Origin of the sequence: Cupriavidus sp. UYPR2.512, from assembly GCF_000379565.1 — a bacterium.
In the GTDB taxonomy this organism is placed as follows: Bacteria; Pseudomonadota; Gammaproteobacteria; order Burkholderiales; family Burkholderiaceae; genus Cupriavidus.
Genome location: NZ_KB902998.1, coordinates 39967 through 59712, shown reverse-complemented (window position 1 = coordinate 59712; position 19746 = coordinate 39967). Strand labels below are relative to the sequence as shown.

Annotated in this window: 23 protein-coding genes; 8 read left to right on the top strand and 15 right to left on the bottom strand. The window is 67.9% G+C overall.

The window, feature by feature from the left end; translation table 11 throughout:
* Positions 1-8: 8 nt before the first annotated feature.
* The 4 genes from A3A5_RS0117100 to A3A5_RS0117085 form a co-directional block, all read right to left on the bottom strand.
* Positions 9-1052: a TRAP transporter substrate-binding protein gene (locus tag A3A5_RS0117100; RefSeq protein ID WP_018311766.1), complete on the bottom strand. Its 1044-nt coding sequence runs from the start codon at positions 1050-1052 to the stop codon at positions 9-11.
* Between the two features lie 385 nt (positions 1053-1437).
* The gene (locus A3A5_RS0117095) at positions 1438-2139 is read right to left on the bottom strand and encodes an intradiol ring-cleavage dioxygenase (protein ID WP_018311765.1); all 702 of its coding nucleotides are present in this window, start codon (positions 2137-2139) and stop codon (positions 1438-1440) included.
* Positions 2140-2205: 66 nt separating this feature from the next.
* Positions 2206-2415, bottom strand: coding sequence for a hypothetical protein (locus A3A5_RS0117090; RefSeq protein ID WP_018311764.1), 210 nt, complete (start codon positions 2413-2415; stop codon positions 2206-2208).
* Positions 2416-2776: 361 nt separating this feature from the next.
* Positions 2777-3244: a nucleoside deaminase gene (locus tag A3A5_RS0117085; RefSeq protein WP_018311763.1), complete on the bottom strand. Its 468-nt coding sequence runs from the start codon at positions 3242-3244 to the stop codon at positions 2777-2779.
* A 265-nt stretch (positions 3245-3509) separates the two neighbouring features.
* On the opposite strand from A3A5_RS0117085, the gene A3A5_RS0117080 reads away from it, so the two are divergent.
* Positions 3510-4181, top strand: coding sequence for an ankyrin repeat domain-containing protein (locus A3A5_RS0117080; protein ID WP_018311762.1), 672 nt, complete (start codon positions 3510-3512; stop codon positions 4179-4181).
* A gap of 38 nt (positions 4182-4219) precedes the next feature.
* Here A3A5_RS0117080 and A3A5_RS0117075 read toward each other — a convergent pair whose 3' ends face one another.
* Positions 4220-4816 (bottom strand): helix-turn-helix domain-containing protein, encoded by a 597-nt coding sequence (locus A3A5_RS0117075; protein ID WP_018311761.1) that lies wholly within the window; start codon positions 4814-4816, stop codon positions 4220-4222.
* A 111-nt stretch (positions 4817-4927) separates the two neighbouring features.
* On the opposite strand from A3A5_RS0117075, the gene kbl reads away from it, so the two are divergent.
* Complete coding sequence (kbl, locus tag A3A5_RS0117070) at positions 4928-6127, top strand: glycine C-acetyltransferase (protein WP_018311760.1); 1200 nt, start codon at positions 4928-4930, stop codon at positions 6125-6127.
* Complete coding sequence (locus tag A3A5_RS0117065; protein ID WP_018311759.1) at positions 6127-7083, top strand: L-threonine 3-dehydrogenase; 957 nt, start codon at positions 6127-6129, stop codon at positions 7081-7083. Before kbl ends, A3A5_RS0117065 begins: the two co-directional genes overlap by 1 nt.
* A gap of 97 nt (positions 7084-7180) precedes the next feature.
* On the opposite strand, the gene A3A5_RS38755 is transcribed toward A3A5_RS0117065, so the two are convergent.
* The 7 genes from A3A5_RS38755 to A3A5_RS0117030 all read right to left on the bottom strand — a co-directional run bounded on the left by A3A5_RS38755 (position 7181) and on the right by A3A5_RS0117030 (position 12294).
* Entirely contained in the window at positions 7181-7483 is a 303-nt protein-coding gene (locus A3A5_RS38755; protein ID WP_026200856.1) for a helix-turn-helix transcriptional regulator, read from the bottom strand.
* A 75-nt stretch (positions 7484-7558) separates the two neighbouring features.
* The gene (locus tag A3A5_RS0117055; protein WP_018311758.1) at positions 7559-7906 is read right to left on the bottom strand and encodes a hypothetical protein; all 348 of its coding nucleotides are present in this window, start codon (positions 7904-7906) and stop codon (positions 7559-7561) included.
* Between the two features lie 170 nt (positions 7907-8076).
* Positions 8077-9279: a phosphoglycerate dehydrogenase gene (gene serA, locus A3A5_RS0117050; protein ID WP_018311757.1), complete on the bottom strand. Its 1203-nt coding sequence runs from the start codon at positions 9277-9279 to the stop codon at positions 8077-8079.
* A gap of 126 nt (positions 9280-9405) precedes the next feature.
* On the bottom strand, positions 9406-9939 hold the full coding sequence (locus A3A5_RS0117045) for a hypothetical protein (RefSeq protein WP_018311756.1): 534 nt from the start codon (positions 9937-9939) through the stop codon (positions 9406-9408).
* Between the two features lie 128 nt (positions 9940-10067).
* Positions 10068-10262, bottom strand: a complete 195-nt coding sequence (locus A3A5_RS0117040) for a hypothetical protein (RefSeq protein ID WP_018311755.1) — start codon at positions 10260-10262, stop codon at positions 10068-10070.
* 108 nt (positions 10263-10370) lie between these two features.
* A complete protein-coding gene (locus tag A3A5_RS0117035; RefSeq protein WP_026200855.1) occupies positions 10371-11039 on the bottom strand; it encodes a hypothetical protein in 669 nt (222 codons plus the stop codon).
* A 34-nt stretch (positions 11040-11073) separates the two neighbouring features.
* Positions 11074-12294 carry a hypothetical protein gene (locus A3A5_RS0117030; protein WP_018311753.1) on the bottom strand — a complete coding sequence of 407 codons (1221 nt, stop codon included), beginning with the start codon at positions 12292-12294 and terminating at the stop codon, positions 11074-11076.
* Positions 12295-12392: 98 nt separating this feature from the next.
* Here A3A5_RS0117030 and A3A5_RS0117025 point away from each other — a divergent pair, with 98 nt between their 5' ends.
* The 3 genes from A3A5_RS0117025 to A3A5_RS0117015 all read left to right on the top strand — a co-directional run bounded on the left by A3A5_RS0117025 (position 12393) and on the right by A3A5_RS0117015 (position 14513).
* A complete protein-coding gene (locus A3A5_RS0117025) occupies positions 12393-13169 on the top strand; it encodes a DUF899 domain-containing protein (protein WP_018311752.1) in 777 nt (258 codons plus the stop codon).
* Between the two features lie 8 nt (positions 13170-13177).
* The gene (locus tag A3A5_RS0117020; RefSeq protein WP_018311751.1) at positions 13178-14014 is read left to right on the top strand and encodes a DUF2182 domain-containing protein; all 837 of its coding nucleotides are present in this window, start codon (positions 13178-13180) and stop codon (positions 14012-14014) included.
* 157 nt (positions 14015-14171) lie between these two features.
* On the top strand, positions 14172-14513 hold the full coding sequence (locus A3A5_RS0117015; RefSeq protein WP_018311750.1) for a LysR substrate-binding domain-containing protein: 342 nt from the start codon (positions 14172-14174) through the stop codon (positions 14511-14513).
* 71 nt (positions 14514-14584) lie between these two features.
* On the opposite strand, the gene A3A5_RS0117010 is transcribed toward A3A5_RS0117015, so the two are convergent.
* Positions 14585-14980 carry a hypothetical protein gene (locus A3A5_RS0117010; RefSeq protein ID WP_018311749.1) on the bottom strand — a complete coding sequence of 132 codons (396 nt, stop codon included), beginning with the start codon at positions 14978-14980 and terminating at the stop codon, positions 14585-14587.
* A gap of 157 nt (positions 14981-15137) precedes the next feature.
* Positions 15138-15842, bottom strand: a complete 705-nt coding sequence (locus tag A3A5_RS0117005) for a Crp/Fnr family transcriptional regulator (protein ID WP_018311748.1) — start codon at positions 15840-15842, stop codon at positions 15138-15140.
* Positions 15843-15951: 109 nt separating this feature from the next.
* Here A3A5_RS0117005 and A3A5_RS0117000 point away from each other — a divergent pair, with 109 nt between their 5' ends.
* Both A3A5_RS0117000 and A3A5_RS0116995 read left to right on the top strand, forming a co-directional pair.
* The gene (locus tag A3A5_RS0117000; RefSeq protein WP_026200854.1) at positions 15952-16722 is read left to right on the top strand and encodes a class II aldolase/adducin family protein; all 771 of its coding nucleotides are present in this window, start codon (positions 15952-15954) and stop codon (positions 16720-16722) included.
* Positions 16723-16724: 2 nt separating this feature from the next.
* The gene (locus tag A3A5_RS0116995; RefSeq protein ID WP_018311746.1) at positions 16725-17654 is read left to right on the top strand and encodes a glyoxylate/hydroxypyruvate reductase A; all 930 of its coding nucleotides are present in this window, start codon (positions 16725-16727) and stop codon (positions 17652-17654) included.
* Positions 17655-17670: 16 nt separating this feature from the next.
* Here A3A5_RS0116995 and A3A5_RS0116990 read toward each other — a convergent pair whose 3' ends face one another.
* Positions 17671-19683, bottom strand: coding sequence for an alkaline phosphatase (locus A3A5_RS0116990; protein WP_018311745.1), 2013 nt, complete (start codon positions 19681-19683; stop codon positions 17671-17673).
* Positions 19684-19746 lie beyond the last annotated feature (63 nt).

The window sequence follows — 19746 nt, the reverse complement described above, 5'->3', positions numbered from 1 at the left end:
GGCGCGGCTTAGCTGCGCTTGGAGAAGTAGTGGCTGGATGCGAGCCGGTAGTCGACGTTGGTGTCGTTCTGCCAGCGGGTGGTGCGCTCAGCGAAGGCCTTCATCGAATCATTGACCTTCTTGAACATCGGGTTTTCTTTTTCCTTGCGCGCCACGATCTCATCCCATACCTTCAGCTGCGCCTGCAGCACCGAGTTGGGGGTGGCGTAGAACTTCACGCCTTGCTTCTGCAGCGCCTGGTAGTCCTTGGAATAGCGGTCGATCGCCTTGATCGACATATCCGCGGATGCAGCCTCCACCGCGTTGGCGATCAGCGCCTTGAGCCTGGCCGGCAGCGCGTCATAGCGCTTCCTGTTGAACAGGATCTCGAACTGCTCCGAGGGCTGGTGGAAGCTGCGCAGCATGCAGATCTTGGACACGTCCTGGAAGCCCAGCGCGCGGTCCGAGCTGGCGTTGTTGAACTCGGCCGCATCGAGCAGCCCGCGGTCCAGCGCCGGCACGATCTCCGCGCCCGGCAGCGCATTCACCGCGGCACCCAGGCCGGTGAAGATGTCGATCGACAGGCCAACCGTGCGGAACTTCAGGCCCTTGAAGTCTTCCGGCTTGGTGATGGGCTTCTTGAACCATCCCAGCGGCTGGGTCGGCATCGGGCCATACAGGAACGACACCACGTCCAGGTTCAGGCTGCGGTAGATCTCCTGCTGCAACTCCTTGCCGCCGCCGTACTTGTGCCAGGCCAGCACCATGTTCGGGTCCATGCCCCAGGCCGGGCCCGAGCCCCACAGCGCCAGCGCCGAGTTCTTGCCGTACCAGTACGCGATCACGCCATGGCCGCCGTCCAGCGTGCCCTTGCTGACCGCGTCGATCAGGTCGAAGGCCTTGACCACAGCGCCCGCGGGCAGCAACTCGATCTTCAGGTCGCCACCCGACATATCGTTCACCTTGGCGACGAAGTCGCCGGCGAACTCATGGAAGATGTCCTTGGTGGGCCAGGTGCTCTGCCAGCGCATCGTGACCGGGCCTTGCGCCTTGACGATGGCCGGGAAGCCCATTGCCGCGGCACCCGCGGCCGCGCCGGCGGCCCCGCCAAGGAAGCCGCGCCGGGAAACGCCTGGCTTGATTTGCGCTTCAGGTTTGACCGCGCCTGCTTTCCTTGTCCTGGATGCCATGACTGCCTCCATTTGCTGTGTGTGTGACTACCCACGAGCGCCGGCCACGGGGGCCGAGACAACTCGCCACGGACGCGAACATCGGAAAAGTCGGGAAATCTGGAGCATGCCGGGCCACTGGCCGCGCGGCAGGGCGGGCGTGCAGGTGGCCCGTGATTCCCTTCATGGTAGGAAAGGGACGGGGAACCACAATCTAGGGATTACCCGCGCGGTGTGGGCCTGCGCACTTTGTGGCGAATTCGGCTGATGCCGCGGGGGACTGGGCGGCTCAGGTGCGGGCGATGCCGACCGTGAACTCGGCCTCCAGCAGCCCCGTTGCATCGGCGGCCTGGCGCACGCGCATCTGGTTCGGGTGGGAACCTGCGATCGGATCCTGCGCGGTGGCGCGCGACGGCACGCCGCGCGCGCGGTAGGCCGGGTGGCTGCCCAGCACCTCGCGGTTCAGGGTATCGCTGAAGTACAACTGGCTGGTCAGGGCTTCCGACCGCCCGAGCAGCACCTTGAAGTGGATATGGATGGCGCGCGGCGCGTACCAGCCGGGATAGATCGACATGAACGTGGCCACGCCGTCCCGGCTGGTGGGCTGGACGCCGCGCAGGAAGCGCGCCTGGCGGTTGCCGCGGCCCTCGCCGCTGTAGCTGCCGTCGGCATCGCAATGCCAGATGCTGACCAGGGCACCCGGCACCGGCGCGCAGCCGCGCCCGGCATCCACCACCCGGATGCGCAGCCGCAAGGGTTGGCCGGGCCGGTCATCGCGGATGTCGTCGCGTACCAGGGCGTCGTCAAGGTAGAAGGGGCCTTCGGTGGCGGCGGGCGTCAGCAGGCAGGCGGCGGGAGTGGCTGCTGCCGTTGCCGCGCCAGGCGCGATGCCGGCTGCGGCAAGCAGGCCGCCCAGCTCATGCAGGAAGCGGCGGCGCGCAGCGTCGGGGTCCGCCGCGCTGTCGGCGCCAATTGCCGGGCGCACTGTCATCGTGGGCTCCGTCGTGTTCCGGGTGCGCTTAGGGGCGCGTGGTGCTGCCGGGCTGGCCTCGGGGCGTCAGCGCCTCATCGCCTTGAGCATCGAGTAGCCGTGGCTGGTGATGCGGGGCTCCTGCCGGCTGCCATGCAGGATCTCAAGTTGTACGAGTTGCTTTTCGACCAGCGCCTTCAGGTCGATGGGATCGATCTGGCGGGAATCGCTGGAATCGAGGGAATCCGGACCATCGCTCAACAATAGCAGCGTGGCAAGTTCATGCGGGCTCAGCACGTTCGTCTCCTTGGCTAGAGGGGGGCGTTTGCTGGGAGTCTGCGCGGCGCAGCAGCGCCGGCGCGGGAAGAAGTAAAAAAGTCCTGGAGACGATGCGGCACATGCCACGTGCAGGTGTGGCGCCGCGGTGAAATGCTGCGGCGCGGTATCCTGTCTCCGGCGACTAATTCGTTTGACGAGGCCGGCAACACACGGTTCCGTGCAACGGCTCGCCGTTACATGTGACCGGGCGTCGCCCCGCCGTCATGGTGATGCATTATCAGCCTGTCACGATGACAATGTGATGGCCGGCCATGCCGGTGCCGTGCAATCGGGGCGGCAGCCTCCCGCCCCTTGCACCGGCTGCACCGCATGGCGGCGTTTATTGGCGCTGCTGCTCGCGCCACGCCTCGTACAGGTCGATGCCCTCGTCGCGCGCCCGCACGTAGGCCAGCGTCATCTCCCGTTGCGCCAACGGCCGGGCCAGCTCGATGTAGCCGCGCTCCGCGGACAGATCGTAGGGTTCGCCGTCTTCATTGGAGTAGGCGTAGTAGACCGCCTTCACGCCGGCCAGGTACATCGCCGACAGGCACATCGAACAGGGGTAGCCGCTGGCGTACACCGTGCAGCCGCTCAGGTCCGGCTTGCCCAGCGCCCGGCTGGCGGCGCGCACCGCCTGCATTTCGGCGTGCGCGCTCGGGTCGCAGTTGGCCTCCACCTCGTTGACCGCGCGGGCCAGCACTTTGCCGTCCCTGACGACCACGGCGCCAAAGGGCCAGGTATTGCGTTCGCGCACGTTCTCCATGGCGAGGCGGATGGAATCAAGCAGATAGGCTTCTGTCGAGGACACGCGTTGTCTCCGTTGAGGCCTGGCCCGTGCAGGCGGACGATGGTTCGGGCCTCGGGAATATAGGCCAGCGTGCGGCGCCATGGTGGCATGGGTTGTTATAGGGCGTATTTGGGCCGTGCGCGCGCAGCGCCGGTTATTGGCGATGGCACTGGCGCGCATTCGAATCCTTAACTTCGCGCGGCGTGGCCCGCATGACAGAATGCGCCGGACCGCATCGATACCGCGATACCCCTTACACCTGACGCATCCGCACGGAGGAAAGAACATGCTGGCGGCGCGCCTGTCCATCTGCCTTGCCCTGGCCATTGCCATGTTGACACCCACCACAGCCGCCGCCAGCGGCCCGCCCGAACAACAGCTGCGCGAGGCCGCGGCCAGCGGCAACGCTGCGCAGGTCACCGCACTGCTTGGCCAGGGCGCCAGCATCGATGGCCGCGATGCGCAGGGACGCACGGCGCTGCTGCTGGCCACGCACCACAACCGCGTGCAGGCGGCCAGGGTCCTGATCGATGCCGGCGCCGACGTGAATGCGCAAGATGCCATCCATGACAGCTCCTACCTGTACGCCGGCGCGCGCGGCTACAACGAGATCCTGCGCCTGACTCTGGCGCATGGCGCCGACCTGCGCAGCACCAACCGCTACGGCGGCACCGCGCTGATTCCCGCCGCCGAGCGCGGCCATGTCGAGACCGTGCGCACGCTGATCGCGGCCGGCGTGGCGGTGAATCACGTCAACAAGCTCAAGTGGACGGCCTTGCTCGAAGCCATCATCCTCGGCAACGGCGGGCAGGCCCATACCGAGATCGTGCGCCTGCTGGTCAAGGCAGGTGCCGACGTGAACCTGGCCGACGGCGACGGCGTCTCGCCACTGCAGCATGCGCGCCAGCGCGGCTATGCGCGGATCGAACAGATCCTCGTTGCCGCTGGTGCACGCTGAGCGGCAACGGGCGGCACGCAGCCGCCTGCCTTTGCGCGTCAGCCCGGATGCACTACAACCAGTAGTGCGGTGGCAGTGGTCTTGCCGCCATTGGAGATCGCATGTGCGACATCGGCCGCATAGCGCGCGGTCTCGCCGTGCCTCAGCTTCTTCTCATCGGCGCCCGCGCGCACCGTCATCGATCCGCTCAGCACCGACAGGTGTTCCTGGGTGCCGGCCTCGTGCGGCTCGGAGGCCAGCACGCCGCCGGCCTGGATGGTCAGCTCATACCACTCGAAGCGCCCGGCCAGGTCGATCGGGCCCAGGATGCGCAGGTCGCAGCGGGTATCGGGGCTTTTCAGCGACGGCGTCGCATGTGGCTGGATCACGGTGATGCCGCCGCCGGGCCGCTCTGCCGCGCCGCCGGCCAGGAAATCCGTCAGGCTGACGCCCAGCGCATTGGCCAGGCGCCACAGCACCGCCACAGTGGGATTGGCCAGGTTGCGTTCGATTTGCGACAGCATCGACTTGGACACGCCGGCGCGGCGCGACAGTTCATCGAGCGACAGGCGCTGCTGCTGGCGCAGCGCCTGCAGCGCCATGCCGACGGCGGGCGGCCCGTCGGCCTGCGGCATCTGGGCAAGGGCTTGCGTCATGGGAGGATGTTCGTTATATTGCGCATAACGTTCGATATACAGAACGTGTTCGATTTATCGATCAATGCTAGCACGCCCGCCTAGCACACCGCCACCACCGGGAGCCAAGCCATGTCGAATGCCGAGGCATTCTATGCATCCATCCGCACTGAACTCGAAAGCATCCGCGAGGCGGGGCTGTTCAAGCATGAGCGCGTGATTGCCACGCCGCAAGGCGCGCGGGTGCGCACCACCGACGGCCGCGAGGTCATCAACCTGTGCGCCAACAACTACCTGGGCCTGTCGTCGCACCCGCGGGTGATCGAGGCCGCGCACGAGGCCTTGCGCACGCATGGCTACGGGCTCAGCTCGGTGCGCTTCATCTGCGGCACGCAGGACCTGCACAAGACGCTGGAGGGGCGGCTGTCGAACTTCCTCGGCACCGAGGACACCATCCTCTACGGTTCGGCCTTCGATGCCAATGGCGGTTTGTTCGAAACGCTGCTGGGCGCGGAAGACGCGGTCATCAGCGATGCGCTCAACCATGCCTCGATCATCGACGGCATCCGCCTGTCCAAGGCGCGCCGCTACCGCTACCAGCACAACGACATGGGCGACCTGCGCGTGCAGCTGGAGCAGGCGCGGGCCGACGGCGCGCGCTACACGCTGGTGTTTTCCGACGGCGTGTTCTCAATGGACGGCACCGTGGCGCGGCTCGACGAGATGCGCGCGATCTGCGACGAGTATGGCGCGCTGCTGGGCATCGACGAATGCCATGCCACCGGCTTCATGGGACAGCGCGGGCGCGGCACGCATGAGGCGCGCGGCGTGTTCGGCAAGATCGACATCATCACCGGCACGCTGGGCAAGGCGCTGGGCGGCGCCTCCGGCGGCTTCACCAGTGCGCGCCAGGAAGTCGTGGCGCTGCTGCGCCAGCGCTCGCGGCCCTACCTGTTCTCCAATACGGTGGCGCCGGCCATCGTGGGCGCGTCGATCGCGGTGCTCGATATCCTGGAAGCCAGCACCGAACTGCGTGACCGGCTGGAGGGCAATACCAGGTTCTTCCGCGCGGGACTGGACCAGCTGGGCTTCGACGTCAAGGCGGGCGACCACCCCATCATCCCGATCATGGTCTATGACGCCGACAAGGCGCAGCAGCTCGCGCAGCGCCTGCTGGAGCTGGGCGTGTACGTGGTCGGCTTCTTCTACCCGGTGGTGCCCAAGGGCCAGGCGCGCATCCGCGTGCAGATGAGCGCGCTGCATGACGAAGCCGCGCTGCAGGCGGCGCTGGACGCCTTTGGCCAGGCTGGCCGCGAACTGGGGCTGATCTGATGGAAGATGGCAAACCGAAGATCCTGATCGTCGGCGCCAACGGCCAGATCGGGTCTGAACTGGCACTGGCGCTGGCCGAGCGCTATGGGCGCACCAACGTGATCACCTCCGACGTGGTGCCCACCGGCCGACACGTGCACCTGACGCACGAGATGCTCAACGCCACCGACCGGGGCGAGCTGGCCACCGTGGTCGAGCGCCATGGCATCACCCAGGTCTACCTGCTGGCCGCCGCGCTGTCCGCCACCGGCGAAAAGGCGCCGCAGTGGGCCTGGAACCTCAATATGACCAGCCTGCTCAATGTGCTGGAACTGGCGCGGCAGACCGGGCTGGAGCGGGTGTTCTGGCCAAGCTCGATTGCAGCCTTCGGCCCGACCACGCCTGCCGAACAGACGCCGCAGAAGACCGTGATGGAACCCACTACCGTCTACGGCATCTCCAAGCAGGCGGGCGAGGGCTGGTGCCGCTGGTATCACGCCAACCACGGCGTGGATGTGCGCAGCGTGCGCTATCCGGGCCTGATCTCGCACAAGACCCCGCCCGGCGGCGGCACCACCGACTATGCGGTCGACATTTTCCATGCGGCGGTGAAGGGCGAACCCTATACCTGCTTCCTGAAGGAAGACGAGGCCCTGCCGATGATGTATATGCCCGATGCCATCCGCGCCACCATCGAACTGATGGAAGCGCCGGCGGACCAGCTCGGCGAGCGCGGCAGCTACAACATCGCCGGCATGAGCTTCACGCCCGCGCAGATCGCCGCGGCCATCCGCGAGCAGGTGCCAGGCTTCCAGATCCGCTATGAACCCGACTATCGCCAGGCGATTGCACAGGGTTGGCCGGATTCGATCGACGATTCGGTTGCGCGCGCGGACTGGGGCTGGAAGGCGGAGTACGGCCTGAAGGAGATGGTGGCGGACATGCTGGCCAACCTGAGGGCGACGCTGCCCGCCTGAGCCACTACGGCGCAATCGTGCCGTCGATGGCGACGTCGGGGGGGCGCCGGTTGCCGCTCACGGAATCAGCCCGCGTGCGCGGCCCAATGCAACGGCTTCAGTGTGGCTTTGCGCGCCCAGCTTGGCATTGGATGCGGGGCAGATGCGACTTCACGGTCAGCTCGGACAGGAAGAGCCTCCGGGCGATCACCCGATTGCGATATCCGGCCGACAGCATGGGCAGCTCTTCCAGTTCGCGCCCGGTTAGCGGATCCGGGTGGCGAGGCAGCGCTGCAGCCGGCGCAGTCGTGCCGGATCCCGTCAGCCGCGCGATCAGGCCGGCGACAATGGGCTCGGCCACGCCTAGTGCCGTGGCCAGTGGCAGGTTGGGGCCTGCCCAGTCATGCAACAGCGCGGCCACGCGTTCGCCTTCTTCCAGGAATGTGCGAAAGAAGCCTGGCAGGCAAGGCCTGCCTGCCGCGTCCGTCGTTTGCGTTTACTGATAGGTCACTACCACCACATACGCATCCGGCGTGCTGCGTTGTCGGGTATGGGCTGGCTCGACGTCCAGCTTTGCCACGCCAATGCGGACTGGCCCGGGCATCCGGGCGGGCGGCATCGCGAGCGGGGCCGAGACAATCCGTCCCGACGGCTGCTGGCAGCTCGCCTGCAGCCGTCCGGCGAACGGGCTGAAGCCGCATGACGGGTACGAGATTCCCCCAAGGAAAGTAATGGTGCCGGTATGCGCGGCAGCGGGGCCGGCCCCCGCTGCTGCCAGGAGACCTGCTGCGACCAGCCGGCCGGCAACGCCGGCGGGCTTCCTGCTGAGTTCGACCGTTTTCATGACTACCCTCTCTTATTGTCAGTGTGGCGCCGAGGCAGGCCGCCACTGAGAACCCGCACAGTGCAGGCCCACGGTCCGCGCGTGGGCCACATTCATCATAGCGACGGGCTCAGAACATTCTTAAGGGTTGTGACACTCTTATGACAATTGACCTTGGGGAGGCCGCTGTCCTACCGCAGGATCAGCCTCGACCGGGCAAAGCCTGCATGGGTGCGCAGCGCCTGCATCAACTGGTCTGACGGCACGCGGTCGAGGTCGGTGACCACATAGCCGGTGTGGCCGCGCGTCTGCAGGTGCTGGCCGGTGATATTCACGCCCTCCTGCGCCAGCAATGTGTTCAGTGCCGCCAGGGCGCCCGGCGCGTTGCCGTGCACGTTGAGCAGCCGCGCGGGCGCGTGCAGCGGGCCGGGATCCACTTCGGGGAAGTTGACGGCGCCGATGGTGCCGCCGGTGGCCAGGAAGTGCGCCAGCTTGGCCGCCACTTCGGTGCCGATATTCTCCTGCGCCTCTTCGGTGCTGCCGCCCACGTGCGGGGTCAGCAGTACGTTGGGCAGGTTCTGCAGTTCGCTGACGAAGGGGTCGTTGTTGGTCTTCGGCTCCTCCGGGAACACGTCGATGGCGGCACCGCCCAGGCGCTTCTCGCGCAGCGCCGTGGCCAGTGCGGCGATGTCCACCACGCTGCCGCGCGAGGCATTGATCAGGATCGCGCCCGGCTTGCAGGCGGCCAGAATGCGCGCATCGATCATATGGCGCGTGCGCGGCGTGGCTGGCACATGCAGGGTCACCACTTCGGCCTGCGACACCGCTTCTTCCAGCGAGCCCATGGCGCGCGCGGAGCCGTGCGAGAGCCGTGCCAGCACGTCGTAGTAGACCACGCGCATGCCCATCGATTCGGCCAGCACGCCCACCTGCGAGCCGATATTGCCGTAGCCGACGATGGCAATGGTCTTGCCGCGCGCCTCGAATGCGCCGGCTGCGCCCTTGGCCCATTTACCGGCGTGTGCCAGGGTGTTCTTCTCCGGAATCCGGCGCAGCAGCATCACCGCTTCGGACACCACCAGCTCGGCCACCGAGCGGGTGTTGGAGAAGGGCGCGTTGAACACCGGAATGCCGGCGGTGGTGGCGGCATCCAGGTCCACCTGCGAGGTGCCGATGCAGAAGCAGCCAACCGAGATCAGCCCGGGCGCGCTGCGGATGTCGTCGGCGCGCAGGTGGGTGGCAGAGCGGATGCCGACCACGTCGTGGCTGGCCAGCACCTGGCGCAGTTCGGCACCGGCCAGGGCGCCCGTGCGGCGCTCGACCTGCAGGCCGGCTTCAGCCAGCCGGGCGTTGGCGCTCTGGTGGATGTTCTCGAGCAGGATCGCAGTGGTCACGATTCGTTTTCCGCATGGAGGGTGGGCGGCGGTTGCCGCATCGCCACCATTCTGCGCGCAAAAAGGCCCGTGGGCCGGGGAGCCCCTGCTGCCGGCAATGGCACCGGCGGCCTCACTGGCCTCGCTTCAGCGCGAGTGGCGCGAGTCGCCGCCGAGCGGGTCGACGATGATCATGGTCTGGCGCAGCACGCCGGCGTCATCGAAGTAACAGCTGAAATGCGCGGTCTGCAAGCCATCCTTGTACATGCGCCAGGACCAGGCTTCACGTTTCATCAGGGCGTAGTACTGGATGGGCTCGCGCGGCTGGCCAAAGCGCTCCTGCACGTCCTTCTTGGTCCAGGTCCCGACCTGGGCGCGGTAGATCTCCGTCTCGGTCAGCATCTGGCGATAGTCCGTGAGCTTGCCGCCGGCATCGAAATCAGCGGCATAGACCTCATGGCCGAGGGGCTGGCGCGACCAGATCCAGCGGGTGGTGCCGTCGGCGAGGCGGTAGGTCTCGGTGGGAGAACCGAATGTACTGCGTACGGCACTTTCCGGGCTGCCGATCATTTTCTTGCCGGTCTGTTCCGGCTGCAATGTCGCACAGGCCCCGAGCGAGGCGAGCACGACGGCGGCAACGCACAGTTTGCCGATATACCGGGATGGCGTGCGGGATTGCATGGCGCTCTCCTGCGGACAAGATGCCCGCATTCCGCCATTCTCCGTCCGTCAGGCCGGCCCGTGCAACACCGGCTGGCGCCAGGTGGCGCCAGCGGGGGCCGGCCGGTCAGTGCGGGGCCGGCGCTGGCTCAGCAGCGGCCTTTCTTGGCCTGGCCCGGCGGGCAGAAGGACTCGTTGCCGTATGGGTCGACGCGGCAGTTGCCTTTCTTTGCCTGCCCCGGCGGGCAGCCCTGGGGGCCGCTGCCGTAGTCGTCATAAGGGGCTACCACGCAGCCTCCCAGCAGTGCGCTGCAGGCGACCAGAAGGGCCAGAGCGGATTTCATCGCATTCTCCTTGTTGTGGGGGATTCCGTTTGCGACAGGAGAATAGATGGTGGCAGCGCCTTTGTCTGTAAGGAATAGTGAAAGCTGCCCGCTCAGCGTGAATGCCGGCTACTTGCCCGCGGCGTCGGCGGGGCGCTTGCCGGCTGGCCTGGGCCGGCGTACCGCGCGGATCTTGCCGCTGTTGCCGCCGCCGCAGAAGAACTGGTCGCCGCCGTCGGACTCCAGCCCCGACACGCCCGCGCCGGCCGGCATGGTGACCGATTCCAGCACCGCGCCCGATTGCGGGTCGATATGCCGCAGCTCGCTCTGGTCGCCTTCCCAGGTGCCGTGCCAGAGCTCGGCATCGACCCAGGTGACGCCAGTGACAAAGCGGTCGGACGTGATGGTGCGCAGGATCGCCCCCGTCTGCGGATCGACCTGGTGGATCTTCCGCTCCCGGTACTGGCCCACCCACAGCGTGCCTTCGGCCCAGGCAAGCCCCGAGTCGCCGCCGCCGCCCGGCGCGGGGATCGTGGCCAGCACGCGGCCGCTTTGCGGATCGATCTTCTGGATGCGGTCCTCGGCAATCTGGTACAGGTGCTGGCCGTCAAAAGCCGTTCCGGCATGGGCGGCGACATCGAGCGAGCGCAGTGTCCTGCCGGTGACCGGGTCCAGGGCGTTGAGCTTGTCTCCGCTGGCAAACCAGACCCGCTGGCCGTCATAGCTGACACCGTGGACGTTCTCGATCCCCGGGAAGGGACCATACTCGCGAAGCACTTCGGCTTGTGATCGTTTCATGCTGTCATCCTGGTGGCTTGGGGATGGCTACATGCTAGTCAATCGGCAGCGGCGAGGGGAGTAACAAGGTCGTCGTGAATCCCGGCCCCGGCGGCGTCATCCAGCGGCGCGCGCGCCCGTGGCCAAGGGACTGGATCTTGCCCGCGGCGGCCAGCGTTTCAAGTGCCCGTTGCACCGAGCGCTGGCTGGCAGCCAGCGCCAGCGCGAGGGCAGAGCTGGACCATGCCTCGCCATCGGCCAGCAAGGCGAGCACCGCCGCGTGCTTCTCTTCCACCGGCCGCGCCAGCACCACCACCTCGCGCGCGCTGTGCGGCACCAGCGCGAAGCCGCGCGCGGTTGCCGTGACGCCGGCAAATGCGCCAAGCACCGCGCGCAGCCGCCCGATCTCGACACGCAGCCGCGCGCGGTGCGAAGCATCGGCGTGCCTGGTGCGGAAGGCGTGCGCGATCAGCGTGTCCCGGGGCACGTCGGCGGGCCAGGCCTCGGCCAGCGCGCGCGCCAGCGTGAACAACACCGGTCGCCTGGCGAGCGGGACCGCGGTGCCCGCGCAGCGCACGGCATAGCGGCACGCATCCACGACCAACGCTTTCGATGCCAGCAGCGCTTCGACTTCCTCGAGCAGCAGGGGCCGCTCCTCGCCGCGCGCGATGCGGCGCGCCGCCGGGCTGTGCAGCGCCAGGGCTGCGCTTTCAACCTCGGCGCTCAAGGATGGGATGCCGGCGCGTTGCGCCGCGCGCGCGGCCTGTGCCAGCGCGGTGCGCGCCCGCCTGGTCTGCACGCGCCTTATCGCGATGCCCGCCACGATCAGGGCATGGGCTGTGCGCAACGCGGGCGGGAAGGGCGTGGGGTCGAGCCCGGCAAGCGCCTGCTCGGCGTCGTCGATGCGGCCGATCAGCAGCAGCCGCCGGATCGCGAGATACCGCGCATGGGCGGCGTTGACCCAGTCGCCGTGCGCTTCAAGGGTGGCGCGCGCGCTGTCCAGCGTCTTTGCCGGCCAGCCCAGCTCGCGCGAGACCAAGGCGATCTCCGTTTCGGCCACCACGCACCTGGCGCGCGCTACGGCTTCGCGCGGACCGAAGGCGCGCGCCGCGCTGCGCAACAGTGCCCGGGCCCGGATGAAGTCGCCAAGCTGCGCCATGGCGATGCCGCGCAACGCCAGCGCCGGCGGATCGTCGCGCAGGGCAACTCGGTTCAGCGCGCCAAGCGGATCACCCGCGGCGAGCGCGAGCGCCGCGGCGGCAATGCGTGAGTCCATCCGAATCCCGCCAGAAATCCCGCCACACTTGTCACTCCCACCGTTGGAAGCCGGCGCCTAATCTAGCACACGAACACCAACCAACGGAGGGATGCACGATGACCACACACAGCACCGGAACCCGTGAAGCTTGGCTGGCCGCGCGGCGTGAACTGCTCGAGGCCGAGAAGGATCTCACCCGACGCAGCGATGAACTGGCACGGCAGCGCCAGGCGTTGCCGTGGGTCCGAGTCGACAAGCCCTACCGGTTCGAGACCGCGGCGGGCAGCGCCTCGCTGGCAGACCTGTTCCAGGGGCGTTCGCAACTGCTGGTCTACCACTTCATGTTCGGCCCGGACTACCAGGCAGGTTGCCCGTCCTGCTCCGCGATTGCGGACGGGTTTGACGGCTTCGCTGTTCACCTGGCGCATCACGACGTCACGCTGGCCGCGGTGTCGCGGGCACCGTTGGCGAAATTGCAGGCATACCAGCGGCGCATGGGCTGGACGTTCCCGTGGGCGTCGTCGCAGGGCAGCGACTTCAACACGGACTTCAACGTCTGGTTCAGCGAAGCACAACAACGCCAGGGCGATATCGACTACAACTACCGGCGCGAGGCGGCATTCGCCTGGCGCCCGGAGCTGGAGGCGGGCGGGGCAGCGGCCGAGGCCAGGTTTGCCGCCATGTGCGGCACCGATGCCGCGACATACCAGCGCGACCGGCCCGGCATGAGCGCCTTCGCACTGGAAGATGGCGTTGTGTACCACACCTATTCCACCTATGCGCGCGGGCTGGATGGCCTGTGGGGCATGTACCAGTGGCTGGACCGAGCACCGCGCGGACGCAACGAGGCCGGGGTCTGGTGGCGCCGGCACGATGAGTACGAGCAGGGCTGAGGCAGGCCGTGTCCCACGTACCAGCCGCGCACAGGCCGGCGCGCTCACGCAGCGCCGGCCCGCGCCTTGCCTGCTTTGGCATCCTGGCCGTGCTCTGCATCGCCGGCGTGGCGGCGACACTCGCCTGGCATGCGTCCATGCCCGCAATGGGCGCGATGCCGATGCCCGGCGGGTGGACCATGTCGATGGCGTGGATGCGGATGTGCGGCCAGACCTGGGCCCGCACGGCAATGGCCTTCCTCGGCATGTGGATCGCCATGACGGTGCCGATGATGCTGCCCTCGCTGGCACCGATGCTGTGGCGCTACCGCCAGGCGCTGGTGGCGGCAGGACAGGTCCGCCCGGGCATGTCGACGGTATTGGCGGGCGCCGGCTACTTCTTCGTGTGGGGCATGGTGGGCCTCGCGGTTTTCCCGGTTGGCGCTGCGCTGGCAGCCATCGCCATGCAGGCGCAGGGCCTGGCGCGCGCGGCTCCGCTCGCTGCTGCGGTGGTCTTGGTGATGGCAGGCGTGCTGCAGTTCACCGCGTGGAAAGCACGGCAGCTTGCCTGCTGCACCAACGCAGCGGGCCGCACACGCGCACTGCCGGCGGATGCCGGCTCGGCGTGGCGCCATGGCCTGCGGCTGGGCCTGCACTGCATCCGGTGCTGTGCGGGCCTGACCGCGGCATGGCTGGCCATGGGCGTGATGGACCTGCGCGTGATGGCAGCGGTGACGTTGGCGATGACGCTCGAACGATGGATGCCGGCGGGTGCGCGCGTGACCAGGCTTGCGGTACGGATTACCGGGGCCGTCCTGGTCGGCGTGGGCGTGGCTACGCTGGTGCAGGCAGGTTGGGGCGGATGACGGGCTGGTGCTCGTCTGGCGCGACCGCGAACAGCGCCGCAATCAGCCTGCCTGCTGGCCGGCATCTTGTATGAGGCCGGACTGCCGCCGCGCGCCGGAGTTGTCGGCGGCCAGGAACGGCGTATCTGGTTGCACCTGACCCATAGCGCGGTCAGCCGTGAAGGGCGTCTTCCTCTATACGGAAACCCGGCCAGGCAGTTGGGAATCATGGCTGCAGCAGGCGGGACATGCCTCGTTGCTGCCCGTGCGGACGCTGCGCTTCGACCATTTCTTTGTCACGCTGCAGGCGGTGGCGGACAGCCTTGGCTTTGCCATCGGCACCTTCCCGACACTGGAAACGGACCGCGCGGGCGGGCGCATTGCGACGCCGTTTGCTGCCATCCGCGCACCGGGCAATACCTATCATGCGCTGGTGCCGCGCGATGCCGACAAGCCGCTGCATCTGCGCGCGTTCCTGGAGTGGCTGCAGCAGCAGGGGGAGGCGGCCGTGGAGACCTGAAGCGGCGCGCGCCTGGGAAGCGAGGTGAGTGTGGCGCGGCCCGCGCGATGCGGGCCTGCGCCTGAGGGCGCTCAGGCCCCGTCGAGGAACGCGCTGCGCTGGCCCAGGCGCGAGCCGAGCGCATCGGGGGCCAGGCTCATGCTGGCGGGGTCCACTGCCGAGGCGGGGCTGCTTGCCATGGTCGGGTCGGCGGCTGCCGGCGCCATGCCCGGCTGGGCCGCCTGTACGGGCGCCTGGGCATAGCTGCCGCCCGCCGCGGGTGCCACCTGGGCCGACGGCGCTGCCGACGGCATGGCTTGCACGGGCTGGGCGGATTGCACCGGCTGAGTGGATTGCATCGGCTGCATCGGCTGCGTCATTGGCATGGGCTGGCTCGGCTGCAGGGGCTGAGCCTGCTGGGCAAACAGCGGATAGGACGCGATCATCGCGCCAGCCACGACCAGGGATTTCGCCAGATGTTGCTTCATTCGTGTACCTCCTAGAACGCCTACAGGCAAGGGAATAGTCACTGTAGCGCCGAGGCACCTGACATTCTGTTCGATTTTGCAACGGTCGTTAACCAGCCTTGCCATCGGCGCCATGGCAGGTTAATTGCGCGCGCGGCCTGCAAACCTTGCGCGGCCGTCAACGCCGGGCCAATCGCTTGAGCGCCGCGGGGTCCAGCAGTTCGATCTGCCGGTACTCGCGGCGGATCAGGCCCGCGTCCTCCCACGCCTGCAGGTACTTGGCCACGGTCTGGCGCGAGCGGTTGACCATGTCGCCAAGGTCCTCCGCGCTGATGCGCACGACATGGTCGGTGCGGTCGGCCAGTTCCAGCAGGCGTGCCGCCATGCGCGCATCAATAGGTGCCTGCGCCGCGCTTTGCGCGTGGTCGAACGCCACGCGCAGGCGTGCGCAGATCTGCTGCACGATCAGCTGCATGCCCTCCGGATGCGCGGCCAGGATGCGGTGGAAGTCGCGCTGGCTCAGCACCATCAGTTCCGTGTTGCCGACGGCGAAGGCATCGTGCGTGCGCGGCTTGCCGTCCAGCAGCGAGATCTCGCCGAACCAGCGGCCACGCCCGATCACCGAGTACACCGACTCGCGCCCGCTCGTGCTGACGCGGCTCATGCGCACCCGCCCCGACAGCACCATGCAGAAGTAGGTGGGCGGATCGCCGCGCGCGAAGATCATCTCGCCGTCGCCAAAACGCAGGCGGCGTGCGGCGTTCGCCACGGCATCGAGCACGCCCGGCGGCGCATTGCGCAGCCAGCCGCTGGCCAGCACGCTGCGCGGCAGCGTGCGCACCGGTTCCACCGCTCTCGATCCGCTCTTCACTTCACCCTTCACATCGCTCTCCTGCTGGAGCCGAGATTGTCCAATACTTAACAGACTTTGACGCGGTACGCCCGGACAATGCACCGATTCAATGACTCACATGCCCCCGGGAGGTACGCATATGGCGCAAATCCAGCTCGTCGACTCAGTAAGGGACCGCGTTTCCGACGCCGAATGGCAAATGCGCGTGGACCTGGCGGCCGCGTACCGCCTGGTCGCCCACTTCGGCTGGGACGACCTGATCTTCACCCATATCTCGGCACGCGTGCCCGATGCGCCGGACCAGTTCCTGATCAACCCTTACGGGATGATGTTCGACGAGATCACGGCATCCAGCCTGGTCAAGGTCGACCACGAAGGGCAGCCCGTGCTGGAAACGCCGTATGACGTCAACCCGGCCGGCTTCATCATCCACAGCGCCGTGCATGAGGCGCGCCCCGAAGTCGGCTGCGTGATGCACACGCATACCTCGCACGGCGTCGCCGTCTCGGCGCAGCAGGCGGGCCTGCTGCCGATCTCGCAGCAATCGATGTTTGCCCTGACCGGGCTGGCGTATCACGACTATGAAGGCGTGGCGCTGCGCGAGGACGAGAAGGCGCGGCTGGTGGCTGACCTGGGCCGCTGCAAGCAGATGATCCTGCGCAACCATGGCCTGCTGACGTGCGGGCGCACGGTATCCGATGCTTTCCTGACCATGTACACGCTGGAGTCCGCCTGCCGCATCCAGATCCTGGCGCAAAGCGGCGGCACGCCGCTGACCATGGTGCCCGAAGCCGCCAGCGCCAACATGGGCCAGCAGGCGCGCCAGGCCACCAAGGGCAAGGGCTCCGGCCTGGCCTGGCCGGGCCTGCTGCGCCGCCTCGACCGCATCAACCCTGACTACCGCAACTGACCATGGCCATTCTTGTCCACCTGCCGTCGTTCATGGCGGTCCCCATTACCGCCGCACTGCGCGAAGCCGCGCCGGATATCACCGTGTGGAACGGCCGCGAGGCCGCCGTCGCGGAAGAGGTCGAGGCCATCATCGCCTGGGGCCTGAAGCCCGGCGTGCTGCAGGCCTACCCGCAGCTGCACCTGGTCTGCGCCGCCACCGCGGGCGTCGACAAGCTGCTCGCCGCGCCGGACCTGCCCGACAGCATGCCGGTCACGCGCATCGTCGATCCCGGCCAGCAGGCTGGCATCGCCCACTACGTGCTGGCGATGGCGCTGCGCCATACCCGCGCGCTCGGCCTGTACGCCGAGCAGCAGCGCCGCGGCGAATGGAAGCGCCACCCGGGGCGCAACCTCTCGCGCTGCCGCGTGGGCGTGCTGGGGCTGGGCGAGATCGGCAGCGAGGTGGCGCGCATGTTTGCCGCCATCGGCTACCCGGTCAGCGGCTGGAGCCGCGGCGCCAAGCACCTGCCCGGCGTGACCGACTTCACCGGCGACGACGGGCTGGACGCGATGCTGGCGCAAAGCGACATCCTGGTCTGCACGCTGCCGCTGACGCCGCGCACCGAGGGCATGCTCAACCGGCAGACGCTGTCGCGGCTGCCCAAGGGCGCGTTCTTCATCAACGTCGGGCGTGGCGAGCATGTGGTCGAGCCCGACCTGATCGCACTGATCGACGCAGGCCACCTCGCCGGCGCGGCGCTGGATGTCTTTGCCAAGGAGCCGCCCGCGGCGGACGATCCGGTCTGGAACCATCCCCGCATCGAGGCCACGCCGCATATCGCGGCGGATCCCTCGTACCAGCTGGTCGCGCAGCAGTGCATCGAGAACCTGCGGCGCGCGCGCGACGGACGGCCGTTGCTGAACCTGGTGAACCGGCAGGCCGGGTACTGATCCTCCGGCACGCCGGCTACGTCACGGTCACATCCGCCGTGCCTGCCGTTACCTCCAGCAGCCGCGTACTCGCCGTGGCCGGCTGGTCTGGCGCCGTGGTGCCCGCAAGCAGCTTGAGCGTATGGAAGGTGCAGCTCAGCTTCTGCGGCGTCAGCGTGACCAGCGCATAGCCCTCTGTGTTGGTGTCGGTGTGGCGCAGCCACGGATTGAAGGCGCGCAAGGTGGCATCGAAGGTGTTCACCACCGCGCCGCCCACGTTGCTGTAGACCAGTTCGCGCAGCGCGGCGAAGGCCTGGTCGTTGTCGACGATGGCGCGGAATGAGCTGAGCAGGGAGTTGCTCGACAGGCCGGCTGTGACCAGGTCCACCATCACCGGTGCGGGCGTTGCGGCATCGTAGTCATCCATCACCTGCCCGCCGAAGAAGGCATGGATATCGCCGCTCAGCGCCACCACGTTGCGGATGCCGTTGGTCTTCAGGAACGCCATCAGGTTCTTGCGCTCGGCGTTGTACCCGTCCCACTGGTCGGCATTGAGGATAAAGCGGTCGAGCAGCGCAATGGCCGGCAGCCGGCTTTCGATCAGGGGCCTGATGTTGGCGTCGAACGCGGCGCTGTCGATGCCGACCTGCGCCAGTACATTGCGCAGCGCCGTATAGGCCAGGTTGGCATAGGTGCCGGCGGTCTTGGCCGCGCGCAGGTCGTCGGCCAGCGCGTTGGCAATGGCAGTCTCCAGCGAGGACAGGGCATTGTTGGCCAGGACCAGCGCCCTGGCGATCAGCCGCGCCACCGCCTGGATCACATCCACCTGCATGCGCAGCAGCGACACCTGGTTGCCCCACAGCTTCCACGTGGTGGCGTCGGCGCCGACGCGGTCCTGCCACCACGCGCGCTGCGCATCGCCCAGCATCGAGACGGGCGTCAGCGCGTTGCCGGCGGCGGCAATCTTCTGCGCCTCGGCCGCGGCCAGCGTCGCGGCCGGGACGAAGTACAGGGCGCCGACCGCGCGGCCGGTGGATTGCTCGGAGATGATGTGGTCGGCGCGGTACAGGCGCTCGTCGGTCATCAGCAGGGTGGCGAGATTGCCGAAGGTAAACGAGCGATAGGTCTGGATGTTCTGGAACGACGGGTTGTTGACGTCCAGGCTGACATCGGCCGGCATGAACTCGAACCACGCCTGGTTGGCGGCGCGCCGGCGCGCGGTGTGCGGCGTCAGGTCGTCGTCGGAGTCATAGGTCTGCCGGTCCTGCCAGCAGTTGTCCGAGAACTCATGGTCGTCCCAGATCGCAATCATCGGGAACGCGGCATGCAGTGCCTGCAGGCGCGCATCGGTGCGATAGCTGCGGTACAGGTAGCGGTAGTCGTCGAGCGTGGTGGCGTAGACGCTGCCATCCGGCAGCGCGGTGCCATTGGGCAGCTGCAGGACGCCGTGGCGGTCCTCCACATTGCCGGCGCGCGAGCCGCCCGGCACGGCTTCGTAGATGTAGTCGCCGACATGGACGATGAAATCCAGGTCCTGCTGCACCAGCTCTTCCATGCCAGCCCAGTGGTTGGCGTTCCAGTCCTGGCAGCTGACAAAGGCGAAACGCAGCTGCGACAAGGGGGTGCCGGGCGCGGCAGCGGTGCGCGTGCGCCCGGCGGTGCTGGGCCGGTTGCCCAGCAGGAAGCGGTAGTAGTAACGGGTGCCGGCCGTGAGGCCAGTGACCTTGTTGCGGATGGTGTAGTCCCAGTCCGGCAGGGCCATCAGCGGCTGGTTGACCAGCAGGGTCGGCGGCGGGAAATCGGGATCGGTCGACACCTGCAGCCGCACCACCACCGGGCGTTTGCCGTTGCTGCCTTCCACGCGGGTCCACACCACCACGCTGTCGGGCTTGGGGTCGCCCGAGGCGACGCCATGGACGAAATTGAAGTTTTCCGGATTGCCGGTGTCGGGTTCCGGCTCGGCATCGCCGCCGCCGCAGGCGCTCAGCCCGCCGGTGGCAACGGTGACGGTCAGGAAACTTCCCCACTTGAGAAACTGGCGGCGGTCCATGACGCTCCTCCTGTTCTTGCGATCCCGGTCCATGCAGCGCGCAGCCGCGGCCAGGATGCCGCT

Coding starts and splice junctions, on each gene's coding strand:
- A3A5_RS0117100 (WP_018311766.1), bottom strand. CDS start 1,052: ATGGGCTTCCCGGCCATCGTCAAGGCGCAAGGCCCGGTCACGATGCGC.
- A3A5_RS0117095 (WP_018311765.1), bottom strand. CDS start 2,139: ATGACAGTGCGCCCGGCAATTGGCGCCGACAGCGCGGCGGACCCCGAC.
- A3A5_RS0117080 (WP_018311762.1), top strand. CDS start 3,510: ATGCTGGCGGCGCGCCTGTCCATCTGCCTTGCCCTGGCCATTGCCATG.
- A3A5_RS0117075 (WP_018311761.1), bottom strand. CDS start 4,816: ATGACGCAAGCCCTTGCCCAGATGCCGCAGGCCGACGGGCCGCCCGCC.
- kbl (WP_018311760.1), top strand. CDS start 4,928: ATGTCGAATGCCGAGGCATTCTATGCATCCATCCGCACTGAACTCGAA.
- A3A5_RS0117065 (WP_018311759.1), top strand. CDS start 6,127: ATGGAAGATGGCAAACCGAAGATCCTGATCGTCGGCGCCAACGGCCAG.
- A3A5_RS0117055 (WP_018311758.1), bottom strand. CDS start 7,906: ATGAAAACGGTCGAACTCAGCAGGAAGCCCGCCGGCGTTGCCGGCCGG.
- A3A5_RS0117045 (WP_018311756.1), bottom strand. CDS start 9,939: ATGCAATCCCGCACGCCATCCCGGTATATCGGCAAACTGTGCGTTGCC.
- A3A5_RS0117040 (WP_018311755.1), bottom strand. CDS start 10,262: ATGAAATCCGCTCTGGCCCTTCTGGTCGCCTGCAGCGCACTGCTGGGA.
- A3A5_RS0117035 (WP_026200855.1), bottom strand. CDS start 11,039: ATGAAACGATCACAAGCCGAAGTGCTTCGCGAGTATGGTCCCTTCCCG.
- A3A5_RS0117030 (WP_018311753.1), bottom strand. CDS start 12,294: ATGGACTCACGCATTGCCGCCGCGGCGCTCGCGCTCGCCGCGGGTGAT.
- A3A5_RS0117025 (WP_018311752.1), top strand. CDS start 12,393: ATGACCACACACAGCACCGGAACCCGTGAAGCTTGGCTGGCCGCGCGG.
- A3A5_RS0117010 (WP_018311749.1), bottom strand. CDS start 14,980: ATGAAGCAACATCTGGCGAAATCCCTGGTCGTGGCTGGCGCGATGATC.
- A3A5_RS0117000 (WP_026200854.1), top strand. CDS start 15,952: ATGGCGCAAATCCAGCTCGTCGACTCAGTAAGGGACCGCGTTTCCGAC.
- A3A5_RS0116995 (WP_018311746.1), top strand. CDS start 16,725: ATGGCCATTCTTGTCCACCTGCCGTCGTTCATGGCGGTCCCCATTACC.
- A3A5_RS0116990 (WP_018311745.1), bottom strand. CDS start 19,683: ATGGACCGCCGCCAGTTTCTCAAGTGGGGAAGTTTCCTGACCGTCACC.